Annotated in this window: 22 protein-coding genes; 6 read left to right on the plus strand and 16 right to left on the minus strand. The window is 42.5% G+C overall.

Features of this window, described 5'->3' with window-relative positions:
• The 7 genes from ACST14_RS03800 to ACST14_RS03830 form a co-directional block, all read right to left on the minus strand.
• Positions 1-219 carry a hypothetical protein gene (locus ACST14_RS03800; RefSeq protein ID WP_459460714.1) on the minus strand — a complete coding sequence of 73 codons (219 nt, stop codon included), beginning with the start codon at positions 217-219 and terminating at the stop codon, positions 1-3.
• 1 nt (position 220) lies between these two features.
• Positions 221-2,191, minus strand: coding sequence for a DNA topoisomerase (ATP-hydrolyzing) subunit B (gene gyrB / locus ACST14_RS03805; protein WP_459460716.1), 1,971 nt, complete (start codon positions 2,189-2,191; stop codon positions 221-223).
• 92 nt (positions 2,192-2,283) lie between these two features.
• Positions 2,284-3,807 carry a bifunctional phosphoribosylaminoimidazolecarboxamide formyltransferase/IMP cyclohydrolase gene (gene purH, locus ACST14_RS03810; RefSeq protein WP_459460718.1) on the minus strand — a complete coding sequence of 508 codons (1,524 nt, stop codon included), beginning with the start codon at positions 3,805-3,807 and terminating at the stop codon, positions 2,284-2,286.
• A gap of 53 nt (positions 3,808-3,860) precedes the next feature.
• On the minus strand, positions 3,861-5,021 hold the full coding sequence (locus ACST14_RS03815) for a glycoside hydrolase family 88 protein (protein ID WP_459460720.1): 1,161 nt from the start codon (positions 5,019-5,021) through the stop codon (positions 3,861-3,863).
• A 161-nt stretch (positions 5,022-5,182) separates the two neighbouring features.
• On the minus strand, positions 5,183-5,947 hold the full coding sequence (locus ACST14_RS03820) for an SDR family oxidoreductase (RefSeq protein ID WP_459460722.1): 765 nt from the start codon (positions 5,945-5,947) through the stop codon (positions 5,183-5,185).
• Position 5,948: 1 nt separating this feature from the next.
• Complete coding sequence (locus ACST14_RS03825; RefSeq protein ID WP_459460724.1) at positions 5,949-7,244, minus strand: glycoside hydrolase family 88/105 protein; 1,296 nt, start codon at positions 7,242-7,244, stop codon at positions 5,949-5,951.
• A 58-nt stretch (positions 7,245-7,302) separates the two neighbouring features.
• Positions 7,303-10,125 carry a PQQ-dependent sugar dehydrogenase gene (locus ACST14_RS03830; RefSeq protein ID WP_459460726.1) on the minus strand — a complete coding sequence of 941 codons (2,823 nt, stop codon included), beginning with the start codon at positions 10,123-10,125 and terminating at the stop codon, positions 7,303-7,305.
• Between the two features lie 234 nt (positions 10,126-10,359).
• Between ACST14_RS03830 and ACST14_RS03835 the strand changes: the two genes are divergently transcribed.
• Positions 10,360-10,785, plus strand: coding sequence for a YybH family protein (locus tag ACST14_RS03835; protein ID WP_459460728.1), 426 nt, complete (start codon positions 10,360-10,362; stop codon positions 10,783-10,785).
• A gap of 86 nt (positions 10,786-10,871) precedes the next feature.
• Here ACST14_RS03835 and ACST14_RS03840 read toward each other — a convergent pair whose 3' ends face one another.
• The 6 genes from ACST14_RS03840 to ACST14_RS03865 all read right to left on the minus strand — a co-directional run bounded on the left by ACST14_RS03840 (position 10,872) and on the right by ACST14_RS03865 (position 15,070).
• A complete protein-coding gene (locus ACST14_RS03840) occupies positions 10,872-11,453 on the minus strand; it encodes a low molecular weight phosphatase family protein (RefSeq protein ID WP_459460730.1) in 582 nt (193 codons plus the stop codon).
• A 25-nt stretch (positions 11,454-11,478) separates the two neighbouring features.
• Positions 11,479-11,994, minus strand: coding sequence for an ArsI/CadI family heavy metal resistance metalloenzyme (locus tag ACST14_RS03845; RefSeq protein WP_459460732.1), 516 nt, complete (start codon positions 11,992-11,994; stop codon positions 11,479-11,481).
• A gap of 1 nt (position 11,995) precedes the next feature.
• Positions 11,996-12,331, minus strand: coding sequence for an ArsR/SmtB family transcription factor (locus ACST14_RS03850; protein ID WP_459460734.1), 336 nt, complete (start codon positions 12,329-12,331; stop codon positions 11,996-11,998).
• A gap of 69 nt (positions 12,332-12,400) precedes the next feature.
• On the minus strand, positions 12,401-13,819 hold the full coding sequence (locus ACST14_RS03855; protein ID WP_459460736.1) for an amidohydrolase: 1,419 nt from the start codon (positions 13,817-13,819) through the stop codon (positions 12,401-12,403).
• Positions 13,816-14,649 (minus strand): diacylglycerol/lipid kinase family protein, encoded by an 834-nt coding sequence (locus tag ACST14_RS03860; RefSeq protein ID WP_459460738.1) that lies wholly within the window; start codon positions 14,647-14,649, stop codon positions 13,816-13,818. The genes ACST14_RS03855 and ACST14_RS03860 overlap by 4 nt, the downstream gene beginning before the upstream one ends.
• Positions 14,642-15,070, minus strand: coding sequence for a CBS domain-containing protein (locus ACST14_RS03865; protein WP_459460740.1), 429 nt, complete (start codon positions 15,068-15,070; stop codon positions 14,642-14,644). The genes ACST14_RS03860 and ACST14_RS03865 overlap by 8 nt, the downstream gene beginning before the upstream one ends.
• A 124-nt stretch (positions 15,071-15,194) precedes the next feature.
• On the opposite strand from ACST14_RS03865, the gene ACST14_RS03870 reads away from it, so the two are divergent.
• The 4 genes from ACST14_RS03870 to ACST14_RS03885 all read left to right on the plus strand — a co-directional run bounded on the left by ACST14_RS03870 (position 15,195) and on the right by ACST14_RS03885 (position 20,161).
• On the plus strand, positions 15,195-15,911 hold the full coding sequence (locus tag ACST14_RS03870; RefSeq protein WP_459460742.1) for an SDR family oxidoreductase: 717 nt from the start codon (positions 15,195-15,197) through the stop codon (positions 15,909-15,911).
• Between the two features lie 78 nt (positions 15,912-15,989).
• A complete protein-coding gene (locus ACST14_RS03875) occupies positions 15,990-17,300 on the plus strand; it encodes an MFS transporter (protein WP_459460744.1) in 1,311 nt (436 codons plus the stop codon).
• On the plus strand, positions 17,297-18,238 hold the full coding sequence (locus tag ACST14_RS03880; protein ID WP_459460746.1) for a carbohydrate kinase family protein: 942 nt from the start codon (positions 17,297-17,299) through the stop codon (positions 18,236-18,238). The genes ACST14_RS03875 and ACST14_RS03880 overlap by 4 nt, the downstream gene beginning before the upstream one ends.
• 6 nt (positions 18,239-18,244) lie before the next feature.
• Positions 18,245-20,161: an alpha-amylase family glycosyl hydrolase gene (locus tag ACST14_RS03885; protein ID WP_459460748.1), complete on the plus strand. Its 1,917-nt coding sequence runs from the start codon at positions 18,245-18,247 to the stop codon at positions 20,159-20,161.
• A 75-nt stretch (positions 20,162-20,236) separates the two neighbouring features.
• Here the strand turns inward: ACST14_RS03885 and ACST14_RS03890 are convergent, their stop codons facing one another.
• Entirely contained in the window at positions 20,237-21,127 is an 891-nt protein-coding gene (locus tag ACST14_RS03890) for a sugar phosphate isomerase/epimerase family protein (RefSeq protein ID WP_459460750.1), read from the minus strand.
• A gap of 55 nt (positions 21,128-21,182) precedes the next feature.
• Positions 21,183-22,145, minus strand: a complete 963-nt coding sequence (locus ACST14_RS03895) for an alpha/beta hydrolase (RefSeq protein ID WP_459460752.1) — start codon at positions 22,143-22,145, stop codon at positions 21,183-21,185.
• A 32-nt stretch (positions 22,146-22,177) separates the two neighbouring features.
• Here ACST14_RS03895 and ACST14_RS03900 point away from each other — a divergent pair, with 32 nt between their 5' ends.
• Positions 22,178-23,251, plus strand: a complete 1,074-nt coding sequence (locus ACST14_RS03900; RefSeq protein WP_459460755.1) for a Gfo/Idh/MocA family protein — start codon at positions 22,178-22,180, stop codon at positions 23,249-23,251.
• Between the two features lie 118 nt (positions 23,252-23,369).
• Here the strand turns inward: ACST14_RS03900 and ACST14_RS03905 are convergent, their stop codons facing one another.
• Positions 23,370-25,403: a prolyl oligopeptidase family serine peptidase gene (locus ACST14_RS03905; protein ID WP_459460757.1), complete on the minus strand. Its 2,034-nt coding sequence runs from the start codon at positions 25,401-25,403 to the stop codon at positions 23,370-23,372.
• Positions 25,404-25,414: the final 11 nt, after the last annotated feature.

Here is a 25,414-nt window from a genome sequence, read left to right on the forward strand (position 1 = left end):
TTATTCAGTAGGGACTTGGTTTTTAATTGCTTGGTAATCAGAACCTAATCGCCCCATTTCGGTGGCTAAAAATTTCTGAAGTTCTAAATTAAACAAGCGTTTCTCCTCCTCTGTTAAGGAATTGTAAAAGTCCTTCAACTCTTGATTGATCTTTTGCTTTTCCTCTACGGTTTCCGCGTGAATGCCACGCAAATGATAGGATTTAAAATCAAAACTCATTCTAAACGTCTACTTTAGCGTATTTAGCATTCTTTTCAATAAAGTCACGACGTGGCGCTACTTCATCACCCATTAGCATAGAGAATAACAAATCTGCATCAATCGCTGATTCTACGGTCACTTGCTTCAAAGTGCGAGATTCTGGATTCATTGTCGTTTCCCACAATTGTTCCGCATTCATCTCTCCAAGACCCTTATAACGTTGAACACCCACATTATCTTCTTTACCTCCTCCGGCTAATTCCTGAATAGCTTGTGTCCGTTGATCTTCTGTCCAAACATAACGCACTTGCTGCCCCTTCTTCACTTGGTAAAGCGGTGGCTGAGCGATGTAAATACATCCACGATCTACTAACTCCCGCATATAACGGAAGAAGAAAGTCAAAATCAAGGTACGAATGTGACTACCGTCAACGTCCGCATCGGTCATGATTATCACCTTGTGGTAACGTAATTTGTCCATATTCAGCGCACGCTCGTCTCCATCTTTACCGAAGGAAACACCTAACGCTGTAATCATATTTTTAATCTCTTCATTCTCGTAGATACGGTACTCTTGCGCTTTCTCTACGTTCAAAATCTTACCACGTAAGGGAAGAATCGCTTGGAATGCACGGTTACGACCTTGTTTCGCCGTACCACCCGCTGAATCTCCCTCGACAAGATAGATCTCACATGTTTCTGGATCAGAATCCGAGCAATCTGCTAGTTTACCTGGCAGAGAGTTCGAACCTAAAACTGTTTTACGCTGTACCATTTCACGTGCCTTACGAGCAGCGTGACGCGCTTGCGCAGCTAATATAACTTTAGCCACGATTTGACGAGCCTCTCTAGGATGCTCTTCTAACCAAGACTCTAGCATATCTGACATAGCAGAGGAAACCGCACCAGAAACCTCACCATTACCTAGCTTGGTTTTTGTTTGGCCCTCAAACTGAGGCTCAGCTACTTTCACTGAAATAACCGCCGTTAAACCTTCACGGAAATCATCCCCAGCGATATCAATTTTTAATTTTTCTAACGCACCTGACTTATCTGCATAATTTTTCAAGGTACGCGTCAATGCTCCACGGAAACCCGCTACGTGCGTTCCTCCTTCGATTGTATTAATGTTATTCACATACGAAACCACGTTCTCCGAGTAAGACGTATTGTACATCATCGCCACTTGAACAGGAACACCATTCTTATCGCCTTCCATGTAGATAGGCTCAGAAAGTAATGGCTCACGCGTTGAATCTAAATACAAAACGAATTCACGAAGGCCGCCTTCAGAAAAGAATTCTTCTGATTTCGCTTCGCCATCTTCATCTAATTCACGCAAATCTGTTAATTGAATACGAATTCCAGCATTTAAGAAAGATAATTCACGTAAACGACCCGCAACGGTTTCGTACTTGTATTCCGTAACAGTGAAAATCGTCTCATCCGGCTTAAATAAAACCGAGGTACCCGTGCGATCCGTAACTCCTACTTCTTTCACCGGGTATTGAGGAACACCAATTTTGTATTCTTGCTGGTAAATTTTACCATCACGGCTGTAAACCGTAACTTTTAAATCAGTCGATAAAGCATTTACGCAGGAAACACCCACACCGTGCAAACCTCCTGACACTTTATACGTATCCTTATCAAATTTACCGCCGGCGTGAAGAACCGTCATTACCACCTCAAGGGCCGAACGCTTTTCTTTCGTGTGCATTCCAGTCGGGATACCGCGACCGTTATCTTCTACTAAAATGGAATTATCTGTGTTGATCGTCACTTTGATCATGTCGCAATGACCTGCTAACGCCTCATCAATCGAGTTATCGACAACCTCCCAAATCAAGTGGTGAAGACCTTTAAAGCCGGTATCACCGATGTACATGGAAGGACGTTTACGAACCGCCTCTAATCCCTCTAAAACTTGAATATTATCTGCACCGTAATTTGCCCGATCTTCAGCTGATGAATCTTGTGCTTCTGACATAATGTTATTTAACTGGGTTAAACGGAGGGATAAAACCTCCGCATTTGTTGTTGAATTTAATCCTTAAAAATAGTAATTTTAACTGAATAATCCTAGTGTTTGAAGTGACGAATTCCCGTCATTACCATCGCTAAATCATTTGCATCGCAATAATTAATTGAATCTTGATCTTTGATGGAACCTCCTGGCTGTGTAACCGCTATAATGCCTGCATTACCAGCAATTTCTACGCAATCAGGAAAGGGGAAAAAAGCATCTGAAGCCATCACTGCGCCAGTTAAATCAAAGCCAAATTCCTTCGCCTTATCAATTGCTTGTTTTAGTGCGTCTACTCGAGAGGTTTGGCCTACTCCTGAAGCCAATAACTGACCGTCATTCGCTAAAATGATTGTATTCGACTTCGTGTGCTTACAGATCTTTAATGCAAAGGCTAAAGCGCGCATCTGCTCGTCTGTAGGAATGCGTTTGGTCACTGTTTTGAAATCTTCCACACCCTCCATCACTAAATCTTTGTCCTGCTCTAAAACACCATTCAAAAGGGTTTTGAACATCACTTTAGGGAATGAAACCTGATTTCGTTTTAATAAAATACGATTTTTCTTCGTCTGTAAGATTTCCATAGCCTCCACGGTAAAGTCAGGAGCAATCAAAATCTCGCAGAATAATGGATTAATGGATTCGGCTGCCGCTTTATCCACCGTATTATTTGTGGCTAAAACTCCACCAAAAGCAGAAATAGGATCACAAGAAAGTGCTTTATCATAGGCTTCTTTAACCGTTGAACCCGTCGCCACACCACAGGCATTCATGTGTTTGATGATAACGAAAGCTGTTTCGTTAAACTCATCCAAAAGAGAAAGACACGCATCTACGTCAACTAAGTTATTGTAAGACAATTCCTTACCGTGTAATTTATCAAATAATGACGCTAAATCTCCATAGAATTTACCTTGCTGATGCGGGTTTTCTCCGTATCGTAAGCTGTGCGCTGGCAAGGTGGTATAATTTGCTAAATCTGCTGATTGACCTGCAAAATAACGTTGAATGGCTCCATCGTAATGAGATGAAACCGCGAATGCTTTACCAGCAAAGCTTCTACGCTCCTCTAAGGTTGTAGATGCAGAACCGTGTGCTGCAAAAATCGCTGATACCTCCGCGTATTGATCACGAGAGGAAACGATTAAAACATCGTTAAAATTCTTCGCACCACCGCGGATTAAAGAAATTCCACCAATGTCAATTTTCTCGATAATATCCTCATCTGAAGCCCCAGAAGCTACTGTTTCTTCAAATGGATACAAATCCACCATCACTAAATCTAAGGCTGGAATGTCATATTGTTTAGCCACTGCAACATCTTCAGGAAGATCACGGCGGTGCAAAATTCCACCAAAAACTTTCGGATGTAGGGTCTTAACGCGACCGCCAAAAATGGACGGATAACCCGTTAAATCTTCGACTGCAATCACGGGAATACCTAATTCTTCGATGAAAGACTGCGTCCCTCCCGTAGAATAAAGTATCACTCCGTTCTTATGAAGCTCTTGAATAATGGGCGCTAAACCGTCCTTGTAATACACCGAAATTAAGGCTGATTGAATTTTCTTTACTGACATGGGGCTTGATAAAATTGAAGCCACAAAGGTACGAAATTCAGCCCAAAATTCGTCTATTTTTTAGCCATTTTTTGGTAGCGTAACAAGCCCTCTAAATAATAGTAATCCGCGTAGATTAACGGCACATCAATCTCCGAATTCAACGATTTCGCTCCCACACAGTGCTTGATCAAGAAGTGATTATTTTCGCCCAAAGCCGCCCGGTACGCCGGCGATGAAAGTGATTCTAACATCTTCAACGCATCCGCATAGTAGCGCTTCCCTTTTTCCCCTGAATAGGTACTCAATTCTAGCAAGGCAGACGCTGCAATCGCAGCCGCTGAGGCATCGCGCTCTTCTCTAGGAATGTTCGGTGCATAAAAATCCCAATAAGGGACCTTGTCAGCCGGTATATTGGGGTGATTTAGATAGAAATCAGAGATTTTTTGTGCGAAATCCAGGTATTTCGAATCCTTCGTATTACGGTACATTTCCACATAACCGTACATCGCCCAGGCATGTCCACGTGTCCAGGTAGATTCGTCTTGGTAGCCTTGGTGTTGTTTTTTGGCCAAAACCTTTCCATCCACATCATAGCAAATCACATGATAACTCGAATAATCGGGTCTAAAATGATGCTTCATTGTATTGTCTGCATGCGTAAGCGCAATTTGACGAAAACGTGGATCGCCAGTCTCAGTAGAAGCCCAGAATAACAAATCCAAATTCATCATATTATCAATGATAACGGGATATTTATAACCGCCCTTAAACCCATTCCAAGACTTAATCAAACCAATATTTGGATCAAAACGCGTCGCCAGAGACTTCGCCGACTGAATCAATACCTTCTTATATTCCGGATCTTTCGTTAAACGTAATCCGTTTCCAAAGGAGTCAAACATCATAAACCCTAAATCATGGGTTCCCGTATTAAACTGCTCTTTCTTCACAGCCGCCGTCCATAATCTGGCCGCAGATTCCCACTTCGGATCCTTTGTCTTTTCAAATAAATACCAAAGTCCACCCGGGAAAAATCCTGAACACCACCAGCTAGACGGCTTATTGCTATACGAACCATCTTGTTTTGCGGAGTGAATCGTTGTGCTTGTATCTGGTCGAGCAGCTAGCATGAGTTGATATTGCTGACCAGCTAAAGCGATTTGTTTGTCCACGTCGATTTTCTGTGCGAAAAGGGAGGAGGAAATTAAAATGAGGAATAAGATTTTTTTCATAGGTGTAGATTCAGTCCGAAGGAAAAGAGTCCGTAGTCCGGAGTGAAATATTTAAAAATTAATAGACAATTACAAACATTAAAATGATAATAGTAATAAATAAAAATTCACTGCAAAGGTCTTTTTTTCCTTCGGACTACGGACTACTTCACTTCGGACTCCTACCGACCCATCCAGCCGCCATCAACGGTCAAAATGGTTCCATGTACATAGTTAGCGGCTTCTGATGCTAAGAAAACCACTGGACCTTTAAAGTCCTCCGGTTCTCCCCAACGTCCTGCCGGTATTCGTCCTAAAATGGAGCTGCTGCGATCTTTATCTTCCCGCAAAGCTGCCGTATTATCTGTTGAAATATAGCCTGGGGCAATCGCGTTCACATTCACACCCTTCCCTGCCCACTCATTTGCCAGCGCCATCGTTAAACGAGCGATTCCGCCTTTACTTGCCGCATAACCCGGCACATTAATGCCGCCTTGGAAACTTAATAAGGAGGCAGTGAAAATGATTTTGCCTCCGCCATTCGCTAGCATAATAGATCCTATTTCACGGCTCAAAATAAACTGAGACGAAAGGTTTACTTCTAATACTTCATCCCAAAATTCATCCGAATGCTCCGCAGCCGGATTGCGCTTAATGGTCCCCGCATTATTTACTAAAATATCGATGCGTGGATAATCTGCCTTCAACTGCTTGATAAAAGCGTAGAGCGAATCACGATTCGAAAAGTCTGCTTGGTAGGCTTTGAACTTGCGACCTAAGGCTTCGACGGATGTAGACACTTGAGAACCCGCTAATTCTAAGTTAGCCGAAACTCCTATAATATCTGCACCAGCCTCCGCCAGGCCTATAGCCATCGCCATTCCTATGCCTCGCTTACAACCTGTAACTAGCGCTATTTTACCTGTTAAATCAAATGGGTTTTTCATGTTATTTCAAATGTACGGCGGAATCGTTGATTTGGTAAGTATAATTTTTCACTAAATCCAACATGGCTGCTCCAGCTAATAAAACGGGTCCGTAGCCGTGTGCCGCATAAGGGGAAATTGGTCGGTGGTAGTAGAAAGCGGGATCCCAGGCCAAACCTGTACCCACGCAGGTGCCTTCGACCTGGCCTTTTTCGTTTACTTTGGTATTCACGGCATTCCAGCCTAAGATAGCTGCGGGGCCGAAGGTTTTGGGATCTAACCAGCCTTTATTGATTCCTTTGGCCATCACATAGGTATAAATCGCCGTGCAAGAGGTCTCTAAATAGGAATCGTTTTTATCTAGTAATTGATGCCAAAATCCGGTTCCATCTTGCAAGGCCATCAAGCCTTTTAAATGATTTTTTAATTGTTTTAGCATTTCTGGACGTGCCGGGTGATTCGCCGGAAGATACTCCACTAATTCAGCATTCGTTAACAAGGCCCAGCCATTCGCACGACCCCAATGGAATTCAGGGTGCTCTGACGCATCTACTAAATAGCCATGCATATATATATTCAGGCTTGGATTGAACATCCGCTTTTGATAGGCATTAAACTGAAAAACGGCCTCCTCATACTCCCCTAATTGCAATAAGGCTGGAATGGACATATACACATCATCTAACCACATGGTGTTTTGCAAAGGACGAATGCGAACCAAAGTTCGATCTGGCAAACGATGCTCTTCTTTCAATATAAAATCCGAGGCACGTTTCGTGATATAAGATATATCGGTGGTGAAGCCCGCTTTTTTTGCTTTAATAACCGCCATTCCCATCGCTCCGATGTCGTCCAAGGCGCGAGGATGCACTAAACCTCGTAAAACGTGGGATTGCCCGGCTGGAATCTTAATCGCCTCAGGAACGCCCGAATTAATCAGATTCAAGCGATTAAAAACATAGTTTTTGTATTTCACATCACCGGTTACCTCCGTTAAGGCCAACATCCCAGAATAAGTCACTCCCCATTCGTACGAAATGGGGCGAAAATCGCCTTTGCTAAAAATGGCATTCGCGTTATATGTTTTCACCTCTGCTCCGCTCGTCTTATCCACAAAGCGATTCGGAGTTGCGACCTCTAAATAGGTGAATACTCGATCGATCGTTTTTTGAATATTTTCGGCTGAGGGCGCGCCATAAGGGGTGGGGTAATCCGGCTGCAAGGCGTGTAAAGGCGCCGTGGCATCAGAAACGGCGATGATGTTTTTTTGACCAAAAACAGCCCCGGAAAGCAACAAGAACAAAAATGTATAGCGCATAAAAAGGGGTTCTCTCTATTAAAGCAGAGAGAACCCCAGAATTACTATAATCGAATGACTATTTTTTCATTTCAATACCCGAAATCTGAACGACAATTTGTTGTTCTGTCGCTTTCGGATTCACTGCCACAAAATACAGATCATGTGATCCAGAAGTGGCTTGAATGGCTACTTTTTGGGCAGCAGGGCCTGACATTCTTCTTTGACCCGCAGGTGCAGCTGGCGCAGCTGAAGGGGCAGTTGCTGCTGGTGCAGCTACAGCTGTTCCTAGTGGAGCCCCTTTTCCTGGTGTTGCTGCTGCTGCAGGTGGTCCGCCAAAACCTCCTTGAGCCACTTCAATGGCAGTTGTCTTACCAATAATGGCCCCCGAAGGAGAATCCAAGTGAATTTCAATGATACCGCCAGTAGCGTTCGATCTCGCTTGTGCCGAAGCAGCAATTTCAATCGTTGAAATCCCTGTTAAATCTAGATCTTTATAGCCCAAATAAGGATTTTGGCCTACCATATTCGTTGAACGTCCCGGGGTAATTAATTGCATGATTCCTTTAGAGATATCTGCTTTCTCCACATTTAAAGCTGGATGACGTAAGAACAACCACTTCTCGGATTGAACCGGAGCAATTTTCTTATTTCCTTTATCTAAATAAGTCGCACGAACGATGAATACTCCTTTCGATGCTGATTGATCTGCAGGTTTCTTTAATCCTAATTCACCAGCTAAAGCAATCGCGTTGCTAGCTTTTGCATCGCCTAAACTTACGATATAATTCACCATCGCTTTCGCATCCACTTTCGAAATGTTCGGGTGTGCAGACATAGCATGCTCTCCCCAAACTCCCATTCCACCTGAAATCACCTTATCAGATAATTTCTCTACCATATCTTGTCCTTTGTACTTCTCAGCTACCTCCTTATAAGAAGGTCCTACGGAACGAAGGGACATTTGGTGACATGATTTACAATCGCTCGCGTTGATTAAACGAAGACCTGCAGAAGCCAGTAAATCGCTATCTGCTTTTCGGTGCGATTGTGCCATCTCGATAGGATCATAACCTGAAGCGATATAATCAACCGTCGTTGCTACGGCTTCGGTCTGAATTCCCATTCCTAAAGATCCATCTTCCTTATCATCTACCTTCACTTTGTACTTAAGAGGCTGTCCTTCGAAATAGAATGACTTATTGCCTTCTACTGCGATATCTACTACAGGGGCCTCATTTCCTACTAATATTTCCAAAGAAGTGGAATTAGACAACCCCTTCGGATCTGATGCCTTTAAAACTACCTCGTATTTTCCGGGATCTTTTAAGTTCAAGGTGGGCGAAGCACCTGTTAGGCTCTTCACGAATACACCCGTCTTCTTCACTGTCCAAGTATAGCTTAATTTATCACCATCATAATCTTTTGTACCCTCCGCAGAAAGCGTCGTTGTAAATGGAGCGGCACCCGCCTTTTTCATTGCAGACGCTTCTACATACGGCTTGCGGTTACCCCCTTGGTATTCAATCTTAACCAAACGGGCATTTTCATTGCCACGGAACCATGCTGATCCATATTCTAATACATATAAATCTCCTTCAGGACTGAAGTCCATATCGATCGCAGAACCAAAAGTCGTCGAAGGCATAAAGCGCTCCATCGACTTATAATCCCCTTTTTCGTCCATTGTTACGGCCATAATCCAGCCACGCATAAACTCCACAATTAACCATTTTCCGTCATAATAAGAAGGGAATGCACGTTTCGCACCTGCAAAATCCGATTTTCTATACACAGGACCACCCGTCGCCGAACGACCCGATGAACCTACTAATGGAAATTCATCTGATGTTCCATAAGGATACCAAATCATCGCCTTAGTCGCCGCTGGCAAATCTCGTAAACCCGTATTATTAGGGGATTCGTTAATTGGGGCCGCTGGATTGAACTTAGGTCCAATAGCCATCGTCTCAAAATTTACATCCGTATAAGCTTGATTATTTCCAATGAAATAGGGCCAACCGTAGTAACCTGGGCCTTTGGCCTGATTAAATTCATCATAACCACGCGGGCCTTTTTCTGAATCCACCGATGCATCCGGGCCTACTTCACCCCAATATAAAAAGCCGGTTTTCGAATCAATACTAGGTCTCCAAGGATTACGGTGACCCATTGTATAGATTTCTGGCTTCGTTTTAGGCGTGCCTTGTGCAAATAAATTGCCTTTTGGAATGGTATATGTTCCATTCACTTCTGGGTGAATGCGTAAAATCTTTCCACGCAAATCATTCGTATTCGAAGCACCGCGCTGATCATCCCAATACGCTTGACCTGTACGCTCATCGATAGGCGCATAACCATCTGAATTACTATTACTTGTATTATTTCCTACGGTTAAGAACAGGTTTCCAGATTTGTCAAAAACCATTCCACCACCTGTATGACAACATTCCTCGCGCTGTGTAGGAACCTCTAAAAGCACTTTTTGCTGCTCTACTAACAACTCATCTCCACGTAATTCCATACGCGCTAGAATGTGTTTCGTCTCTGTCGGATGGGCATAATACAGATATAACCAGTGATTTTTACTGAAGTTAGGGTCCAAAACAATACCCATCAATCCCTCCTCTGCCACACGCTCTTGACCTAGGCGGTTCTTGTATTTTGTATTCACATTTAAATGAGCGATTGTTTTCGTTTCTTTGGTCTTCGTATCATAAGACTTCACATCGCCTTTTCTTTCAACGAAAAGAATACGTCCATCCGGCAAAAAGGTGAACTCCATAGGCTCATCCAATTTGTCCACTAGGACCGATTTAACAAAACGATTTTCATCTGGGGCCTGCGCTAAGGCAGATATTGAAATAAATGCTAGCGAAATAGCTAGTAATAATTGCTTCATAGCATGGAAGGTTTAGTATTTTACAAAAATGATACAATAATTAGTTTTAAAAAAATGTGTAGGCAAAATTGAGACGAAATGCAGAAATCTGTAGTCGCTAGTAGACAGGGAATTGCAAAGAGCAAAGCTCAAAGTTCAAAGTTGGAATCCCCTATGGGGATAAATTCAGTTAAATTTGCTCCAGACTTTGAACTTTGCTCTTTGAACTTTGAACTTTGTAAATATATTTACAAGATGAAAACACTAACCTACCTCCTCCTCTTCTTACCCGCTCTCTTATTCGCTCAAACAAATAAAGACGAATCTGATATCAAATCTGTCCTGAATATTCAGATTATATTATGGAACAAAGGTGATGTCAAAGGCTTTATGGAATATTACGAAAAATCCCCTAACCTAAAATTTGTTGGAAAATCAGGCGTGGTATCTGGGTGGGAGGCTACTTTGCAGCGCTATTTAAAATCCTATCCCAATAAAGAAGCGATGGGAACACTTGATTTCGATATACAAGAAATAGATGTTACGGCAGGAAAAACGGCTTATGTATTAGGTCGCTGGCATTTGACCAGACCTACCGTAGGCGATGCTGGTGGCTATTTTACGTTATTGATGAAAAAGATTGATGGGAAATGGCTCATTTGTAGAGATCATACTTCGTAGGAGAGAATGGTAAATGGTAAATGGTGAATGTTTACTTCGGACTCATTCCCTCCGGACTTTTTTCCTTCGGACTCTCTCCCTTCGGACTAAACTCCTATTCTTGAAAACACATAAAACATCTCACTCGCTATCTGCCTTGACCTTTCATCATATCGCTCAGCCTCCTCGGGAGTATCATCAAATGCTTTGGGATCCTCATAACGCACCGGAATGCGAGCTTCAGCACCTGGAATGAAGGGACAATTTTCGTCGGCATGCGAACAAGTCATGACGGTAGCGAAAATACCATGCGGATTGATGACATCATCGTATAATTTCGAGAAAAGAATTATAGGACGTGAATCTTGGGTATGTAGGGCAAAATAAATTGGATTCGAATGCCCGTGTTTGGAAATAATAAAACCCATGCGTTCTAAAGACGCAACAGTGCGTTCATTGCAAGCCGTCACTTCCACTCCACCGGAATAACATTGAGCTGGGATTTGAAAATAATCAGCGGCGGTTTGAGCCCAAACTTGCGAGAATTGTGAGCGACGCGAATTGTGCGTGCAAATGAAATTCAAGCGAATGGGCTGTTCTTTTTTACGCTTGTCTATGATGTAATCAATCAAGACTTGTAAAATTCCTCTGCGTTCCTCCGAAATTTCGAGGGAGAGAATTTGTTCCAAATTTTGGTTTAAAATATCCTTCATCTTAACAACATCCTGAGCCTGGAGCGCAAGCGTTTGCGGCTTGAACTTCGGCGATTTTTAATTTTGGTTTTTCCACAACGGCTGCCTCTGGAGGCATGCAACAAGCTGATGCATCTTGTGTGGCATAATGTGGGTCATTAAATTCTGCGTCTTCGTGGAAATAATAGACTTCCCATTGAACGCCATCTGGATCTGTGGCCCAAAATTTATCTTGTACCGCATAGCAACAAGAGGTGCCTATTTCTTCTTTAGAAACAATACCCTGTTTTCTAGCTACTTCTAAACGATCTTGCATTTCTTCAGAGGTCTCCAATTGGAAACCTAGGTGGCCAAAATTTGCCTGAACGCGTTCTGGGTTTTCAATAAAGGAAATAATTAACGCTGGATTATCTAACACATATTTCGCATAGCCAGGCTTCACTTTCGTAGCAGGTTGACCGAAAAAAGTAGAATAAAAATTCACCGATACCGCTAAATTGCTGACATACAAGGAGATGTGCATTCGTGGAAAAGACATATTAACAACAGTTTGATTTTTGTGCAACAAAATAATTTTCAAAAAACTCCCCAAAAAGCTGGCTAAAGGCTGCCCATTTTTCTGGGTTTATGCAATAACAAACCGAAACCCCTTCGATAGTTCCCTGGATAAAACCAACCTCTTTTAATTCCCGAAGGTGTTGCGAAACAGTCGCTTGCGCTAGGCCAAGTTCGTGAACTAGATCGCCATTTATACAGGTATTTGATTTCACCAAATACTGCAAAATCGCTACGCGGGCTGGATGACCCAATACTTTGGCCATTTGCGCGATGGTATTTTGCTCTTCGGTAAACAGATCTGTTTTAGTGATTCCCATGGGTCAATTATTACATTGCAATATTACGATGAATAAACTAAATAAAAAAGGCCGAAGCCTTTTTATTTTTTAGTCTCTATAATTCAAAGCCGGTTTGCGATCTCCTAAAAGCGCTTTGTATTTAAACTCAGCCCCTTTGCGTTTAGCCCATTCGGCTTTAGCAGCATCAATAAGTGCAGGGTTTTTAAATAGATCCAGGGCGGTTGCGGCTAAGGTTTTGGCAGCCACCATCATTCCTTTTTTACCGATGCTCGTTCCGCCCGCAGCTACCGCTTGCCAACTGTGTGCTGAAGTTCCTGGAACCCAAGTAGCTGTTCCTAAACCAATAGTAGGCACTACCCAGCTTACATCCCCAACGTCTGTGGAACCACCACCACTCGGATCTGGACGACCCGGAACCACAGATGAGGTGGACGCTAAATCTGTTTGCAACATACCCGTCGTTTGCTGAATTTGTTTTGCAAAGGCTAATTCCGTCGGATTTAATGTATATCCTCCTACATTTTGCAGGTTTGTATTCATGACCGAAGCTAATTTATCGTTTGGCAAAATTTCATATACCCCACCGATAACTTCTAATTCAAAGCGTGTCCCGGTACCTAAAGCAGCGCCTTCTGCCGCTTTTTCCAAGCGATTCCACACATCCGTTACGATATCACGTTGCGGTGAGCGCACATAATAATATACTTCAGCGAAATCAGGGACGATATTAGGGGCTTTCCCTCCGTTTGTAATCACATAGTGAATTCGAGTAGAGGAAGGAACATGTTCGCGCATCATATTCGCCATAAAGTCCATTGCCTCCACCGCATCTAGTGCAGAACGACCTCTTTCGGGAGAGGCAGCTGCGTGAGAGGAAAGTCCATAGAATCGGAATTTACCTGTTTTATTGGCCAAAGAAGAACCTGTTGATACCGAATTCGCGTCACTTGGATGCCAATGCAACATCACATCCGCGTCGTTAAATAAACCCTCGCGAACCATATAAACTTTTCCCGAACCACCCTCTTCCGCAGGACATCCGTATAATTTAATGGTTCCTTTTCCACCTGTCTCTTTCAGCCATTCTTTGACTGCAATTGCTGCGGCTGAAGAACCTGTCCCAAACAAATGGTGGCCGCAAGCGTGTCCGGAAGAACCTCCCAAAGAACGTTTGGTCGGAATGGAATCCTGGGATAAACCTGGTAAAGCATCGTATTCTGCCATAATCCCGATAACCGGTTTGCCTTGACCATAAGTCGCTACAAAAGCGGTAGGAATTCCAGCTACTCCGGTTTCAATAGTAAATCCCGCTTGTTTCAGGGTTTCTTGCAATAAGGCCGAGGATTGTTTTTCCTTATACCCTACTTCTGCGAAGTTCCAGATTTTCTGTGCGATGGCACTGTAGTGTGATTCTTGTTGTTGAATTCTGGCTAAGACTTTCTTTTTGTCAGCATCTTGTGCAAAAACTGGTAGGCTTATAAGGGCAAGCAAAAGTATTTTTTTCATGTTTTAGGTATGATGAACTTAAATTTAGCAGGAAGTACGGAGAAATCAAATACGTCCGATGTTTGGACTTCTCCGTCCACTTGGGCACTTAGCTCGCGACTCGTTTTTATGGTGATCTTTTTCTCTCTAGAAAATTCGACGATGGGTAAGTTTACGTGTTTACCAGATTGAATGATGGGCATATAATAAAGTCTTTTCCAAACAGGGATGGGCTGACAGAAAAGTATATCGAGCAGGCCGTCTTGTACAGAAGCTTTGGGGAAAAAATGAAATCCTCCTCCTGCCCGAGACGAGTTAAAAACCATGCATAAAAAGACATCTCGACGAGCCGTTTCACCATAGGAAACAGTATAGGTTTTAAACTTTAATAAGTTCGGTATGGCAGCCAAATAATATCCTAATCCGCCTTTAAAATAACGTATCGAGTCCATCGATTTCAAGACCTCTCCTTCAATTCCGATGCCGACACCATTTAAAAATAACTGGCCATTGCATGAACCGGCATCGAAGGCCTCGGCGTGTCCAGCTAGAACCGCCTCTAAGTGAGCCAGCCTAGATCGTTCGCCGAATAATTTCCAGTAAAAATCATTCCCGGTTCCTCCTTTAAATAAGGCAATGGGAATCTCGACTGAAGGATATTTATTTACAAAATAGTTAAATGTGCCATCACCCCCCATCACCCAAACTTGATCAAAATCACCTAACTCCGAGGGCCATACTTGATCAAAAACTTCCAAATGAAAAGGAACTCTAGCTTTTACCCACGCTACATAAGAGTTCAATTGAAGCCGCTTTAATGGGTTAATCAAAAATGCCACTTTACTAGGCATGTATGTAGTTTTTCAAGTGTTCAATTGTTTCCAAATGATCCTGAATCGTAGCTTTAATCAAATCATTACTAGAAATAATTCCAACTAACTCCCCATTTTCTATCACAGGAAGGTAGCGAATATTGTTTTCTGACATAAGTATCATGCAGACCTCGATCGAACTTCCTAATTGCACACCTGGTAAATCCACCGACATAATTTCAGAAACGAGCGTATCTGATGAATTTTTATCTAGTAATATGACCTTTCGAGCATAATCACGCTCAGTCAAAATTCCTCGGTATTTTCCCTGATCCATAACCACCACGGAACCTACATTACTGTCTTGCATTAATTGCAAAGCCTCAATAATCTTTGCATCAGAAGAAATAGAGATGACTACCGCTCCCTTTTTTGTTAAAATGTCATTTACCTTTTTCATTGTCTTGTAGATTAGAATTATATAAATTAATACAAAAATAATTCAATAAGCAACAGATTTTAACGACACTGATTAAATTTTAAGCTCACTCCTAGATTAGTGAAATATTACGTAATTTTAAATTATGAACTCTAACCTCCCTACCGCCATCATCACCGGAGCCTCTCGTGGCATCGGTCGTGCACTTGCTCTTTTACTTGCTACAAACAATTTTCAATTAAGCCTAGTAGCACGTAATAAAGGAGAATTAAAAGATTTAGCAGCTGAAATTACGGAAATCGGACATCGTCCTTTGTATTTTGACGGAGACGTTTCGGATGAAAATTTTGTGACGGACGCGGTGGAAAAGACGATACACACCTTTGGTCATATTGATTTTGTGATCAATAATGCGGGGATTGGAGCTTTTGGCCCTACGGAATCCTATTCTGCTACGCAATGGGATCAAGTATTCGATACGAATGTAAAAGGAACTTTTCTTTTCTCTCAGAAAGTAATGACACATATGAAAGCCGCAAAAAAAGGCCATTTCATTACCATCGCCTCTGATGTGGCGAAACGTGTTTTTGATGGTGGATCACTTTATTGCGCTTCAAAATATGCCCAGCATGCCTTTACAGAGGCATTGCGCAAAGAAGTTAGAAAAGACGGTATAAAAGTAAGTACGGTCTATTCCGGATTAGTAGATTCGCATTTTCATGCAGATCCTGCTGGGGATCCATCGCACCAGGGCTGGCTCAGTCCCGAAGATATGGCAAACAGTATCTATTATGTGATGAATCAGCCGGCGCATGTGGTCATTGACGAATTGATGATACATCCGCTTAATCAAGAATATTAATTCGCTAACAGTGTAGGACAGCTTGCAGGTCTAGGTTAGAATTTTTAAATTTAATCTACTAATAACCCTATCCTAGACATGTCCAATTGGAAACCCTCCCTAAGTTTTAGCCAAATCATCAACATGAATGTTGGATTTTTTGGCATTCAATATAGTTTTGGACTGCAGCAGAGCGCTGTAAATCCCATCTATGACTTTCTAGGAGCGAGTCCGGACGAGATCCCCTTATTAAATCTAGCGGGCCCAGTGACAGGTTTATTAATTCAACCATTTATCGGTGCCTTAAGCGACAGCACCTGGCATCCCAAATGGGGACGTCGCAAGCCCTTCTTCCTAATAGGTGCCTTAATTTGCAGCATTTGCCTTCTTATATATCCATTTAGCTCCTCCTTGTGGATGGCAGCCAGTTTGTTATGGATCCTTGATGCGGGAAATAATACAGCGATGGAACCCTATCGCGCGTTTGTGGCAGATAAATTAAATGAAGATCAGCAGCCGATGGGCTTTCAGATGCAGAGTTTTTTTACGGGTTTTGGCCAAACCCTAGCTAACCTTTCCCTCTTCATTTTCCCTATGATCTTCATCGGAAAAACCGGTTCACTACCCACCTGGGTATACGCCTCCTTCTTTTTAGGAGCGGTTTGTTCCATCGGATCGATCTGGTGGAGCATGCATACCACTTCTGAAATCGAACCTACAGCAGAAGAATTAGCAGAGATTCGATCGCGTAAATCAAGCGTTCTTGAATCCATCTTTGAAATCTTTCATGCGATAGGCGAAATGCCTAAAGTCATGTGGCAATTAGCCTTGGTTTATTTATTCCAATGGTATGCCTTATTCTGTTATTGGCAAAACTCGTCTAAAAGTATTGCACTTTCTGTTTGGAATGCGACACCTAAAGGCAATCCAGAATTATACGAAAAAGCGGTTTCCTGGACCGGCTTAGTGAATGGTTGGTATAATATTGTCACCTTCTTGTCTGCTCTAGCCCTAGCCGGTTTTGCCAAGAAATATGGGGCAAAGTCGGTGCATATGATTTGCCTGATTTTAGCAGCAGCTGGATTTTTTGCCTTTCCTCATATCGAAAATAAGAATCTATTGTTTTTTGCCATTTCTGGATTCGGAATCGGCTGGGCAAGTATGATGGGAATCCCTTATTTACTGGTAGTTAGCGATATTCCCAAGGAACGTTATGGGGTTTATATGGGCATCATCAATATGATGATTGTTATTCCGATGATCTTACAGAATCTGTCATTTGGCTTTATTTTAAAGCATTTTTTAGATAACGATCCCAGAAATGCGATTACCTTTGCAGGAGCTTTATTAGCCGTAGCGGCCCTAGCCACTGCTTTTATTCAACCATCCCCTTCTAAAAAATCCGCATGAGTGTCATTTGTATAGGCGAAGCCTTAATTGATATGATTTGTACTGATAAAGGTTCAAGCTTGTCAGACGGTCAACATTTTTTAAAGAAACCGGGAGGTGCTCCCACGAATGTGGCAGCCGCGATAGGTGCTTTAGGTGGAGATGTTTTATTAAGTGCAAAAGTAGGGGACGATCCGTTTGGTCGCCAACTGATCACCGTCATGCAAGATTTCCATGTGGATACGAAACACGTTCACTTAGACTCGCAATCTTTCACGACGTTTGCCTTCGTTTCTCTCATGTTAGATGGAGAGCGCGATTTTGTGTTTAACCGCGGCGCTGATGCAGAATTAACGGAATCAGAAGTGGCGGCTATTGATCTAGCTGGGGCGAATATTGTTCACTTTGGATCTGCGACAGCTTTTTTAGATGGCCCCTTAAATGCCGCCTATTATTCTTTGAAGGAAAGAGCTAAAAAAGAGGGCAAAATCATCAGTTTTGACCCCAATTATCGGCATTTATTGTTTGGGGATAAAATTCCTTCGTTTATCAAACAGAGTCTACTCTTTCTAAAAGAGGCAGATTTCACAAAGCTTTCAGATGAAGAAGCCATGCTTATCACGGAGACGGAGACCTTAGAAGAGGCTACGGCTTCTTTAGTTAATTTATGTACCGGCGTATTTGCGATTACCCTAGGTAAAGAAGGTACTTTGTTAGGTCTTGCAGATAAAACATACATTATACCAAGTATCCCAGTAAATCCTGTCGACACGACGGGGGCTGGAGATGCCTTCGTGGGTGCTGTACTTTATCAATTAGATGGATTAAAAATCCAAGATCTTGATTTTTCTGCTTGGAAAAAGATGATTGAAAACGCAAACAAAGCCGGAGCCAGAACCTGCGAATACCTAGGGGCAATGGAGGCCTTTAAAAACTTAAATAATAGTATTTTTAATTAATATACCGTGTACAATTCCGCATTACAAAAACAGGCGAATTCGCTAATTAAAAACCATAAGATTAAAGACTTAGGCTTCCAAGAGCGTTTGACAGCTAATCTAGATGATATCCATGCGCATTTTAAAGCGATTTATGGAGATAGCCCTTTGTTCGCAGAATTACTTAATTCTATTTTTCAAGCCTATATAGACCGTAGTCCTGCCTTAAAAAAGCGCGATGAAGCGAAGGCAAAATTAGAGGAGAATTGGTTTTTGAGCCAAGATCTAGTGGGAATGAGTTTGTACGTGGATCGCTTTGCCGGAAAAATCAACGACATGCCAGCGAAACTTTCTTATTTGGAAAAGTTAGGAGTTAATTTTCTTCATCTGATGCCCTTATTCAAAAGTCCAGAAGGCGAAAGTGATGGGGGTTATGCGGTGGAAGACTTTCGACTAGTAGAGGAAAAACTAGGGACCATTGAAGATTTGCGCGCTTTTCAGCAGGAATTGCAGCAAAAAGATATGTATTTGATGATCGATATTGTGCTAAATCACACCTCGCATCACCACGAATGGGCAAAACTTGCAAAAGCGGGAATCAAAGAATACCAAGACTATTTCTATATGTACGATGACCGTCGAATCCCAGATGCGATGGAAGAATCGATGCCGGAAATTTTCCCAGAAAGTTCGCCGGGAAGTTTTACCTACGACGAAAAATTAGACAAATGGGTGATGAGTGTGTTTCACCAGTACCAGTGGGATTTGAATTATACGAATCCCAAAGTCTTCATAGAAATGCTAGCCAACGTTTTTTTCTACGCGAATTTAGGGGTAGACGTAGTTCGTATCGATGCGCCAGCCTTCATTTGGAAGCAAATGGGCACGACTTGTCAAAACTTACCGGAAGCTCATCAATTATTACAACTCATTAAAATGTGTGTGGAAGTGGCGACACCTGGAATGGCCATTTTGGGCGAGGCGATTGTGGCTCCGGCTCAGATTATGGAGTATTTTGGGACAGGTCGTTTCGCCACACACGAATGTGATTTTGCCTATAATGCAACGCAAATGGCAGTTCAATGGGATGCTCTCGCAACAGGCGATATCCGAGTGATGCGTCATGCACAAAATGAATTAGTGCGTAAACCGAAAGGCGCGACTTGGTTAACCTACACCCGCTGTCATGATGACATTGGTTTAGGTTATGATGACTGGATGATAGAACAGTCAGGTTACAGCCCCTACGATCACCGGTCTTACGTTAAAAACTATTACAGTGGTGGAATAGAGTCTCCGGCAACTGGAGCACTTTTTGCTATTAATCCCAAAACGCAGGATGCACGACTATCAGGATCACTAGCGTCTCTTTGCGGACTAGAAAAGGCCATCCATTCTAAAAATGCGGCTGATATTCAGACGTCCATTGATAAAATAACGCTGATGCAAGCCCAAAGCATTTTTGTGGGGGGAGTTCCCATGTTGTTCTACGGGGATGAGGCAGCCTATACAAACGATTATGCTTATTTAGAAGATCCTGGTAAATCCTATGATAACCGTTGGATGCACCGTCCTATAATTGACTGGAAGAAAAATGCGGCAGTCGATAAAAAGGATACGGTGGAAAATAAGGTATTTACTAACCTACAGAAATTGATTAAGCTGCGTAAATCCTTGAAGGTGCTAGCAGACTTAAAAAATATCCATTGGTTAGAGATTCACAATAACTCGATTATTGGTTTTGAGCGCTATTTGAATGGAGAGAAAGTCTATTTTCTATTCAACTTTAGCTTGCAAGCACAGGACGTTACGTATTATGTACTAGGTGCGTCCGGAGAACGCGCGAATCAGATGAAGGATCTTTGGTCCGGTAAAACTATTTCAATCGGCATGGATCACGAGCATTTAGCCTTCGCTCCCTATCAATTTTATGTCCTAAAATAAAAAAAACATCCTCCATAAGGGGATGTCTTTCCAGATTCTAAATTCAATCATTAAATACTAAAAAACGTAGGCGGATTATAAAATTATGTCCAAAGCCTTCTTGCTAATGCGAAGGCTTTCGAAAGCGTCTTTCGGGAAATCATGTTCTACAAAGAAGTGTTCTAGTCCCCCTGTTTTAGCTGCATCAAAAATGCGCTTGTAGTTCACCACCCCCTCTCCCACAGGGAGAATATTTTTAAATTCTGAGTCAAAGTCCTTAATATGGCATAAGGGGAAACGGCCAGGATGTTGTTTAAATAATTCAATAATATCAACTCCAGCCTTGGAAGCCCAACCTAAGTCTAATTCGAATTTCAATAGATCAGCAGGGACTTGAGAGGTAAAAACGTCGAAGGCTTTTTGGCCATCAACTGCTTTAAACTCTGCATCGTGGTTATGGTAACAAAAAGTCAAACCTGCTTTCTTCGCTAATTCCCCTGTCTTATTCAAGGTAACTACTGCAGCTGAGACTTCGTCTTTCGTCTCAATCGGAATATTCGCGCAAACTAAATACTTCACGCCCGCTTCCGCCGCATTGTCTACCGCTTGCTGTGCATCATCTCGCAAATTCAACATCTTAGGAAAACGCGACATATCCATGCCTGGACGAGGCTTCAAAGGAGCTCCCACCACATGGTGTGATACCCAGTTTAGGCCTAAATCTTTATTCAAAGTCATGAATTCTTTGCCCTTCATCCCGTAGAAACCTGGTAACATACTGAATGCAGATTCAATTTCGGTATAACCCAATTCTGCAATTTTCTGCAAATTGCCCTTTACATCTTGGTCAAATTTGCCAAAAAACGTAAATAATTGTATACCTACTGGGCGATTCGTATAAGATTGAGCTGACAAAAAACGAGGGGCAAGAATACTAGCCGCTAAGAAAGCGCTAGATTGTTGAAGAAATTTTCTTCTGGAATTCATAAAAATAGGTTTAGAAGTAGTGGCACTAAGTTAATGTATTTTATTGATACAATAACTAATTTTTATGAAAATTCTTCATAAAACGTTCCATTCGATCTACAACCTGATCGAACCAATGATTCATTAAAACAAAGGTGTGTGGTGATTTTTCGAAGGTATAATACTCCGAATGTATCCCTAACGCTGCCATTTTATGCATAAAGTCTGTTCGTCCTGCATGCATTCTTTCCACACCGGAATTCAAAAATAGCACAGGGGGATCACTTTTAGTTACATGACTGAGCGCCGAACCTTCTTTCCAAATAGCTTCACCATCTACTTTGTTATATCCGAAATAATAGGTCGCCGCCGATGTCTTTTTACTATCATCCCCCTCCCCCGACTCCTGATGAATAAATGCCAAAATCCCATCTATATCAATTACTGCTGCGACTTTGACTCCTTTACCATAGGTATTTTCATCTTGAACAGATCCCAGAAGTGCGGCCATTTGGCCACCTGCTGAATAACCCGCCACATATATTTCTCCTACATTCTTCCGCTTCGAAACCCATTGTAATGCCGCTTGAGCATCCTGCATAGCTGCCGGGTACAAGGCTTCGGTGGACAAGCGATATTCCACTAAAAAGACCCGATAACCTCGGTCAGCTAAGGCTTTCGCCAATGGAATGTGTTGTGAACGATGCCCCGTGCGCCATCCGCCTCCGTGGAAGAAAAGCAACGTAGGCTGTACGCGGGAGGTGGAAATCGAATATTCATCCACGACTAATTTTCTCGTTCCTATCACCTTATACACTGAACTTTGAACTTTGCACTTTGAACTTTGATATTTGGCTAGCCGAACCGTAGAATCCTCTTTCAACAGACTCCGCCAGGCAGAATAATTGGCAAAAGAAGTGTCTGGTTTCCCGGTGATGCCCGTTTTGTTTTGGGCTTGAAGGCTCCACGAACTAAGTAAGATGAAAATAAGGAGTTTGTGCATAATTTGTAAAGGCGAAGATTCGATTATTCTAATCATTCTTCCTAATTTAAGGGTCTAAATCGATTAACATGAAAAATATACGCGTACTCGTAGTGGGTTGCGGAAACATGGGAGCCTCCCATGCGAAAGCCTACCAGAACCTAGCTGGATTTGAAATTTGCGGTCTCGTTTCTCCTGGAAATAGTAAAGAAACGTTGAATGAAGCATTAGGTGGTGGCCAAAAGCTCTACAGCGAATACTATACCGCCCTTGCCGATTCAAAACCCGATGCAGTTTGCATCTCCACCTACCCGGATACCCACGAAGCATATTCCATTGCTGCCCTAGAAGCGGGATGCCATGTATTCTTGGAAAAACCGATTGCCGATTCTTTAGCAGGCGCCATTAATGTGGCAAATGCCGTTCGCAAAAGTGGCAAAAAACTAGTGGTAGGTTATATTTTACGCCACCATCCCTCGTGGATAAAATTCATTGAGATAGCGAAGACGATGGGGAAACCCCTCGTGATGCGGATGAACCTCAATCAACAATCACACGGATATATGTGGGACGTGCATCGGAATTTAATGAAATCCTTAAGCCCCATCGTGGACTGTGGAGTGCATTATATCGATGTGATGTGCCAAATGACTCGTTCTAAACCTCTTCGCGTTTCTGCCATCGGTGCTAGAATGACGGAAGATATTCCGGCAGGAAATTATAATTACGGTCAACTTCAAATCCATTTCGAAGATGGTTCCGTAGGCTGGTATGAAGCTGGCTGGGGACCGATGATCTCGCAGAATGCGTATTTTGTAAAAGATGTTTTTGGGCCAAAAGGATCCGTTTCCATCGTCGCTAAAAATGCCGGTGGCGAAGGAAAATCAGACGACGTGGAATCCCATACCAAAACTGAATCACTCCGTGTACACCATGCAGATATTGATTCCAAAAACGAATTTACAAAAGAAGACGAATGGGTTAACTTAACCGATGAGCCTGATCACCAAGGACTTTGCGATCGCGAGCAGGCCTATTTCTTACGTGCCATTCAAGACGACGTAGATCTAACGGATCACGTGGAAGATGCGGTGAATAGTTTACGAATTGCCTTTGCTTGTGATGAGTCGGTGAAGACGGGGGGGATGGTTAGGCTAAGTTAGTCCGAAGGGAATTAGTCCGGAGGGATTCAGTCGCTAGTTTATACTTTTTACCTCCGGACTATAGACTCCGGACTATTTAAACTAAATAAAAAAGGTCTCAAATCGAGACCTTTTTTATTTAGTTTAAATACTTAGCTAACCAACCCTGAATTTCCGAATAATGAAATTTCGAATTGTCTGGATTTAGGATCCAATGGTTCTCGCCAGGGAAGACAATTAACTTACTTGGAATCTGAAGACGTTGATGAATACTCCAGTTTTCTAGGGTATTGTTAATAGGAACACGGAAATCATTTTCTCCCACGGTTAATAACATAGGCGTTTTGAAGTTAGCCGCGAAGCGCATGGGGTTTTGTTCTTTCCAGGTTTTGGTAGGTACCCAAGGAGCACCTCCATTCATTAATTCTCTACCCCAAATCACATCAGATGTTCCCCATTGTGCCTCAGAGTTTACTAAACCCGCATGTGCAATTAAACATTTATAATGTGAGGTTGATGCCTGCATCCAGTTCGCAAGGTGACCGCCGTAAGAAGCACCACCAGCGGCTTGTTTGCTGCCATCAATATACGAGAAGCGTTTGATAGCATCGGCTGCGGCTTCTTGGATTTCCTGTCCTGGACCTTTGAACGGGTCAAATTGAATATCCTGCGTAAATTTCTCACCATAACCCACAGAACCTGTATAATCTGTCATCACTAGTACATAGTTAGTGGAACCTAGCACGTACGGATTCCAACGGTAACCGAACACATCCTTAAAAGATATGGCGGGCCCACCGTGCATTAGTACAAACAAGGGATATTTCTTCGAAGCATCAAATCCAGTTGGTTTCAAAACGACGGATCGAATATTTTTGCCTCGGGATGTTTTAGTCCAAATCACCTCCGGCTTCTGTAAATCCAAACCTGCTAAAACAGCATCGTTTGCCTTTGAAATTGCTTTCACAATTCCGCCAGAAGACACCCAAACCTCGGGTGGAGAGAAAATAGATTGGTAATAATAAGCGAAAATGGATGGTTTAGCCGAAAGACTTAGTCCTGTATATGATCCTGTTTCAGCCCCTAAAACGGGTTTAATCGAACCATCAGCCACCGAAATTTCAACTATTCGATCTATCCCTTGATCTTCGATGCTAGCAAAAACAGATGAGCCAGCCATTTCCATATCATTGATGGGACGATCCAGGGTGGCGGCTAGTTCTTTTTTGGCAGACGTAGACGATGCATCGAAACGATACATGCGATTCAAATAGTATAATTTATTCCCTATCGCAGAACCGGTTGCGACCAAATATTTACCATCCTCTGTGTATTCAGCAGTTGAATAATCTGTCTCGTCATTCACTAGGGTCGTCTCCTTACCACCCGATACGCTAACAGAATAAATGTTCGACTTAGCGGATTGATAAGCAGTCGTATTGTATTCGGTGGTTGCCGTAAACACGACTGATTTGCCATCAGGGCCAAAATTATAGGAGCCTAAACGGAATCCTAGTGAATTAACTAGGGAAACATTCGCCATTAGATTCAAAGGTTGAGCACCAGATTTTAAATCCATTACGAAGATATGCCCTTGTTTCTCGTCTAACCAAGAGTCCCAATAGCGCACGGGGAAAGATTGATAGACACGGGCTTTGGTCTTAATTTTCTTCTTTTCATCAGCCATCTTTTTGCTAGCTGAATCGTTGAAAGCTTTTGGGAAAACACGGCTCGAGAATATGATTCGTGAACCATCTGCGGAAAATTTAACATCACTCACGCCTGTAGAAAGTGAGGTTAGGCGCTGGGCTTCACCACCGGCTAAAGGCAATACATATAATTGAGCTGCCTCGTCTCCATCACGTTTGGCAACAAAATAGATTTTATCTGAAGCCGCTGACCATTGGTAATTGTCTTCGCCGCCTTTTGAATTTGTTAATTTTCGTGGCTCTGACGAACCGTCCGCTGAGGCAATCCAAAGATCGGACGTTTGTTCCTCCAGATTGTAGGAGGTTTCGATGCGAGAATAAATCACATAGCGCCCATCGGGGGAAATTTTGGGGGCTCCTATCTTTTTCCATTTAATCATGATCTCATGTGACATAGGCTTTTGGCCGTTTACAGAGAGGGTAAATGCTAAAAAGCAGGACAGTATTAGTAACAATTTCTTCATATTGATAGTTT

The organism is Aquirufa sp. A-Brett2-15D (assembly GCF_054558735.1).

Excerpts from the sequence above, each read along its gene's own strand:
- ACST14_RS03820 (WP_459460722.1), bottom strand. The coding sequence starts at position 5,947 with ATGAAAAACCCATTTGATTTAACAGGTAAAATAGCGCTAGTTACAGGT.
- ACST14_RS03815 (WP_459460720.1), bottom strand. The coding sequence starts at position 5,021 with ATGAAAAAAATCTTATTCCTCATTTTAATTTCCTCCTCCCTTTTCGCA.
- ACST14_RS03865 (WP_459460740.1), bottom strand. The coding sequence starts at position 15,070 with ATGAAAAAGGTAAATGACATTTTAACAAAAAAGGGAGCGGTAGTCATC.
- ACST14_RS03895 (WP_459460752.1), bottom strand. The coding sequence starts at position 22,145 with ATGATTAGAATAATCGAATCTTCGCCTTTACAAATTATGCACAAACTC.
- ACST14_RS03905 (WP_459460757.1), bottom strand. The coding sequence starts at position 25,403 with ATGAAGAAATTGTTACTAATACTGTCCTGCTTTTTAGCATTTACCCTC.
- ACST14_RS03900 (WP_459460755.1), top strand. The coding sequence starts at position 22,178 with ATGAAAAATATACGCGTACTCGTAGTGGGTTGCGGAAACATGGGAGCC.
- purH (WP_459460718.1), bottom strand. The coding sequence starts at position 3,807 with ATGTCAGTAAAGAAAATTCAATCAGCCTTAATTTCGGTGTATTACAAG.
- ACST14_RS03835 (WP_459460728.1), top strand. The coding sequence starts at position 10,360 with ATGAAAACACTAACCTACCTCCTCCTCTTCTTACCCGCTCTCTTATTC.
- ACST14_RS03800 (WP_459460714.1), bottom strand. The coding sequence starts at position 219 with ATGAGTTTTGATTTTAAATCCTATCATTTGCGTGGCATTCACGCGGAA.
- ACST14_RS03845 (WP_459460732.1), bottom strand. The coding sequence starts at position 11,994 with ATGTCTTTTCCACGAATGCACATCTCCTTGTATGTCAGCAATTTAGCG.
- ACST14_RS03850 (WP_459460734.1), bottom strand. The coding sequence starts at position 12,331 with ATGGGAATCACTAAAACAGATCTGTTTACCGAAGAGCAAAATACCATC.
- ACST14_RS03830 (WP_459460726.1), bottom strand. The coding sequence starts at position 10,125 with ATGAAGCAATTATTACTAGCTATTTCGCTAGCATTTATTTCAATATCT.
- ACST14_RS03870 (WP_459460742.1), top strand. The coding sequence starts at position 15,195 with ATGAACTCTAACCTCCCTACCGCCATCATCACCGGAGCCTCTCGTGGC.
- gyrB (WP_459460716.1), bottom strand. The coding sequence starts at position 2,191 with ATGTCAGAAGCACAAGATTCATCAGCTGAAGATCGGGCAAATTACGGT.
- ACST14_RS03875 (WP_459460744.1), top strand. The coding sequence starts at position 15,990 with ATGTCCAATTGGAAACCCTCCCTAAGTTTTAGCCAAATCATCAACATG.
- ACST14_RS03825 (WP_459460724.1), bottom strand. The coding sequence starts at position 7,244 with ATGCGCTATACATTTTTGTTCTTGTTGCTTTCCGGGGCTGTTTTTGGT.
- ACST14_RS03855 (WP_459460736.1), bottom strand. The coding sequence starts at position 13,819 with ATGAAAAAAATACTTTTGCTTGCCCTTATAAGCCTACCAGTTTTTGCA.
- ACST14_RS03880 (WP_459460746.1), top strand. The coding sequence starts at position 17,297 with ATGAGTGTCATTTGTATAGGCGAAGCCTTAATTGATATGATTTGTACT.
- ACST14_RS03890 (WP_459460750.1), bottom strand. The coding sequence starts at position 21,127 with ATGAATTCCAGAAGAAAATTTCTTCAACAATCTAGCGCTTTCTTAGCG.
- ACST14_RS03860 (WP_459460738.1), bottom strand. The coding sequence starts at position 14,649 with ATGCCTAGTAAAGTGGCATTTTTGATTAACCCATTAAAGCGGCTTCAA.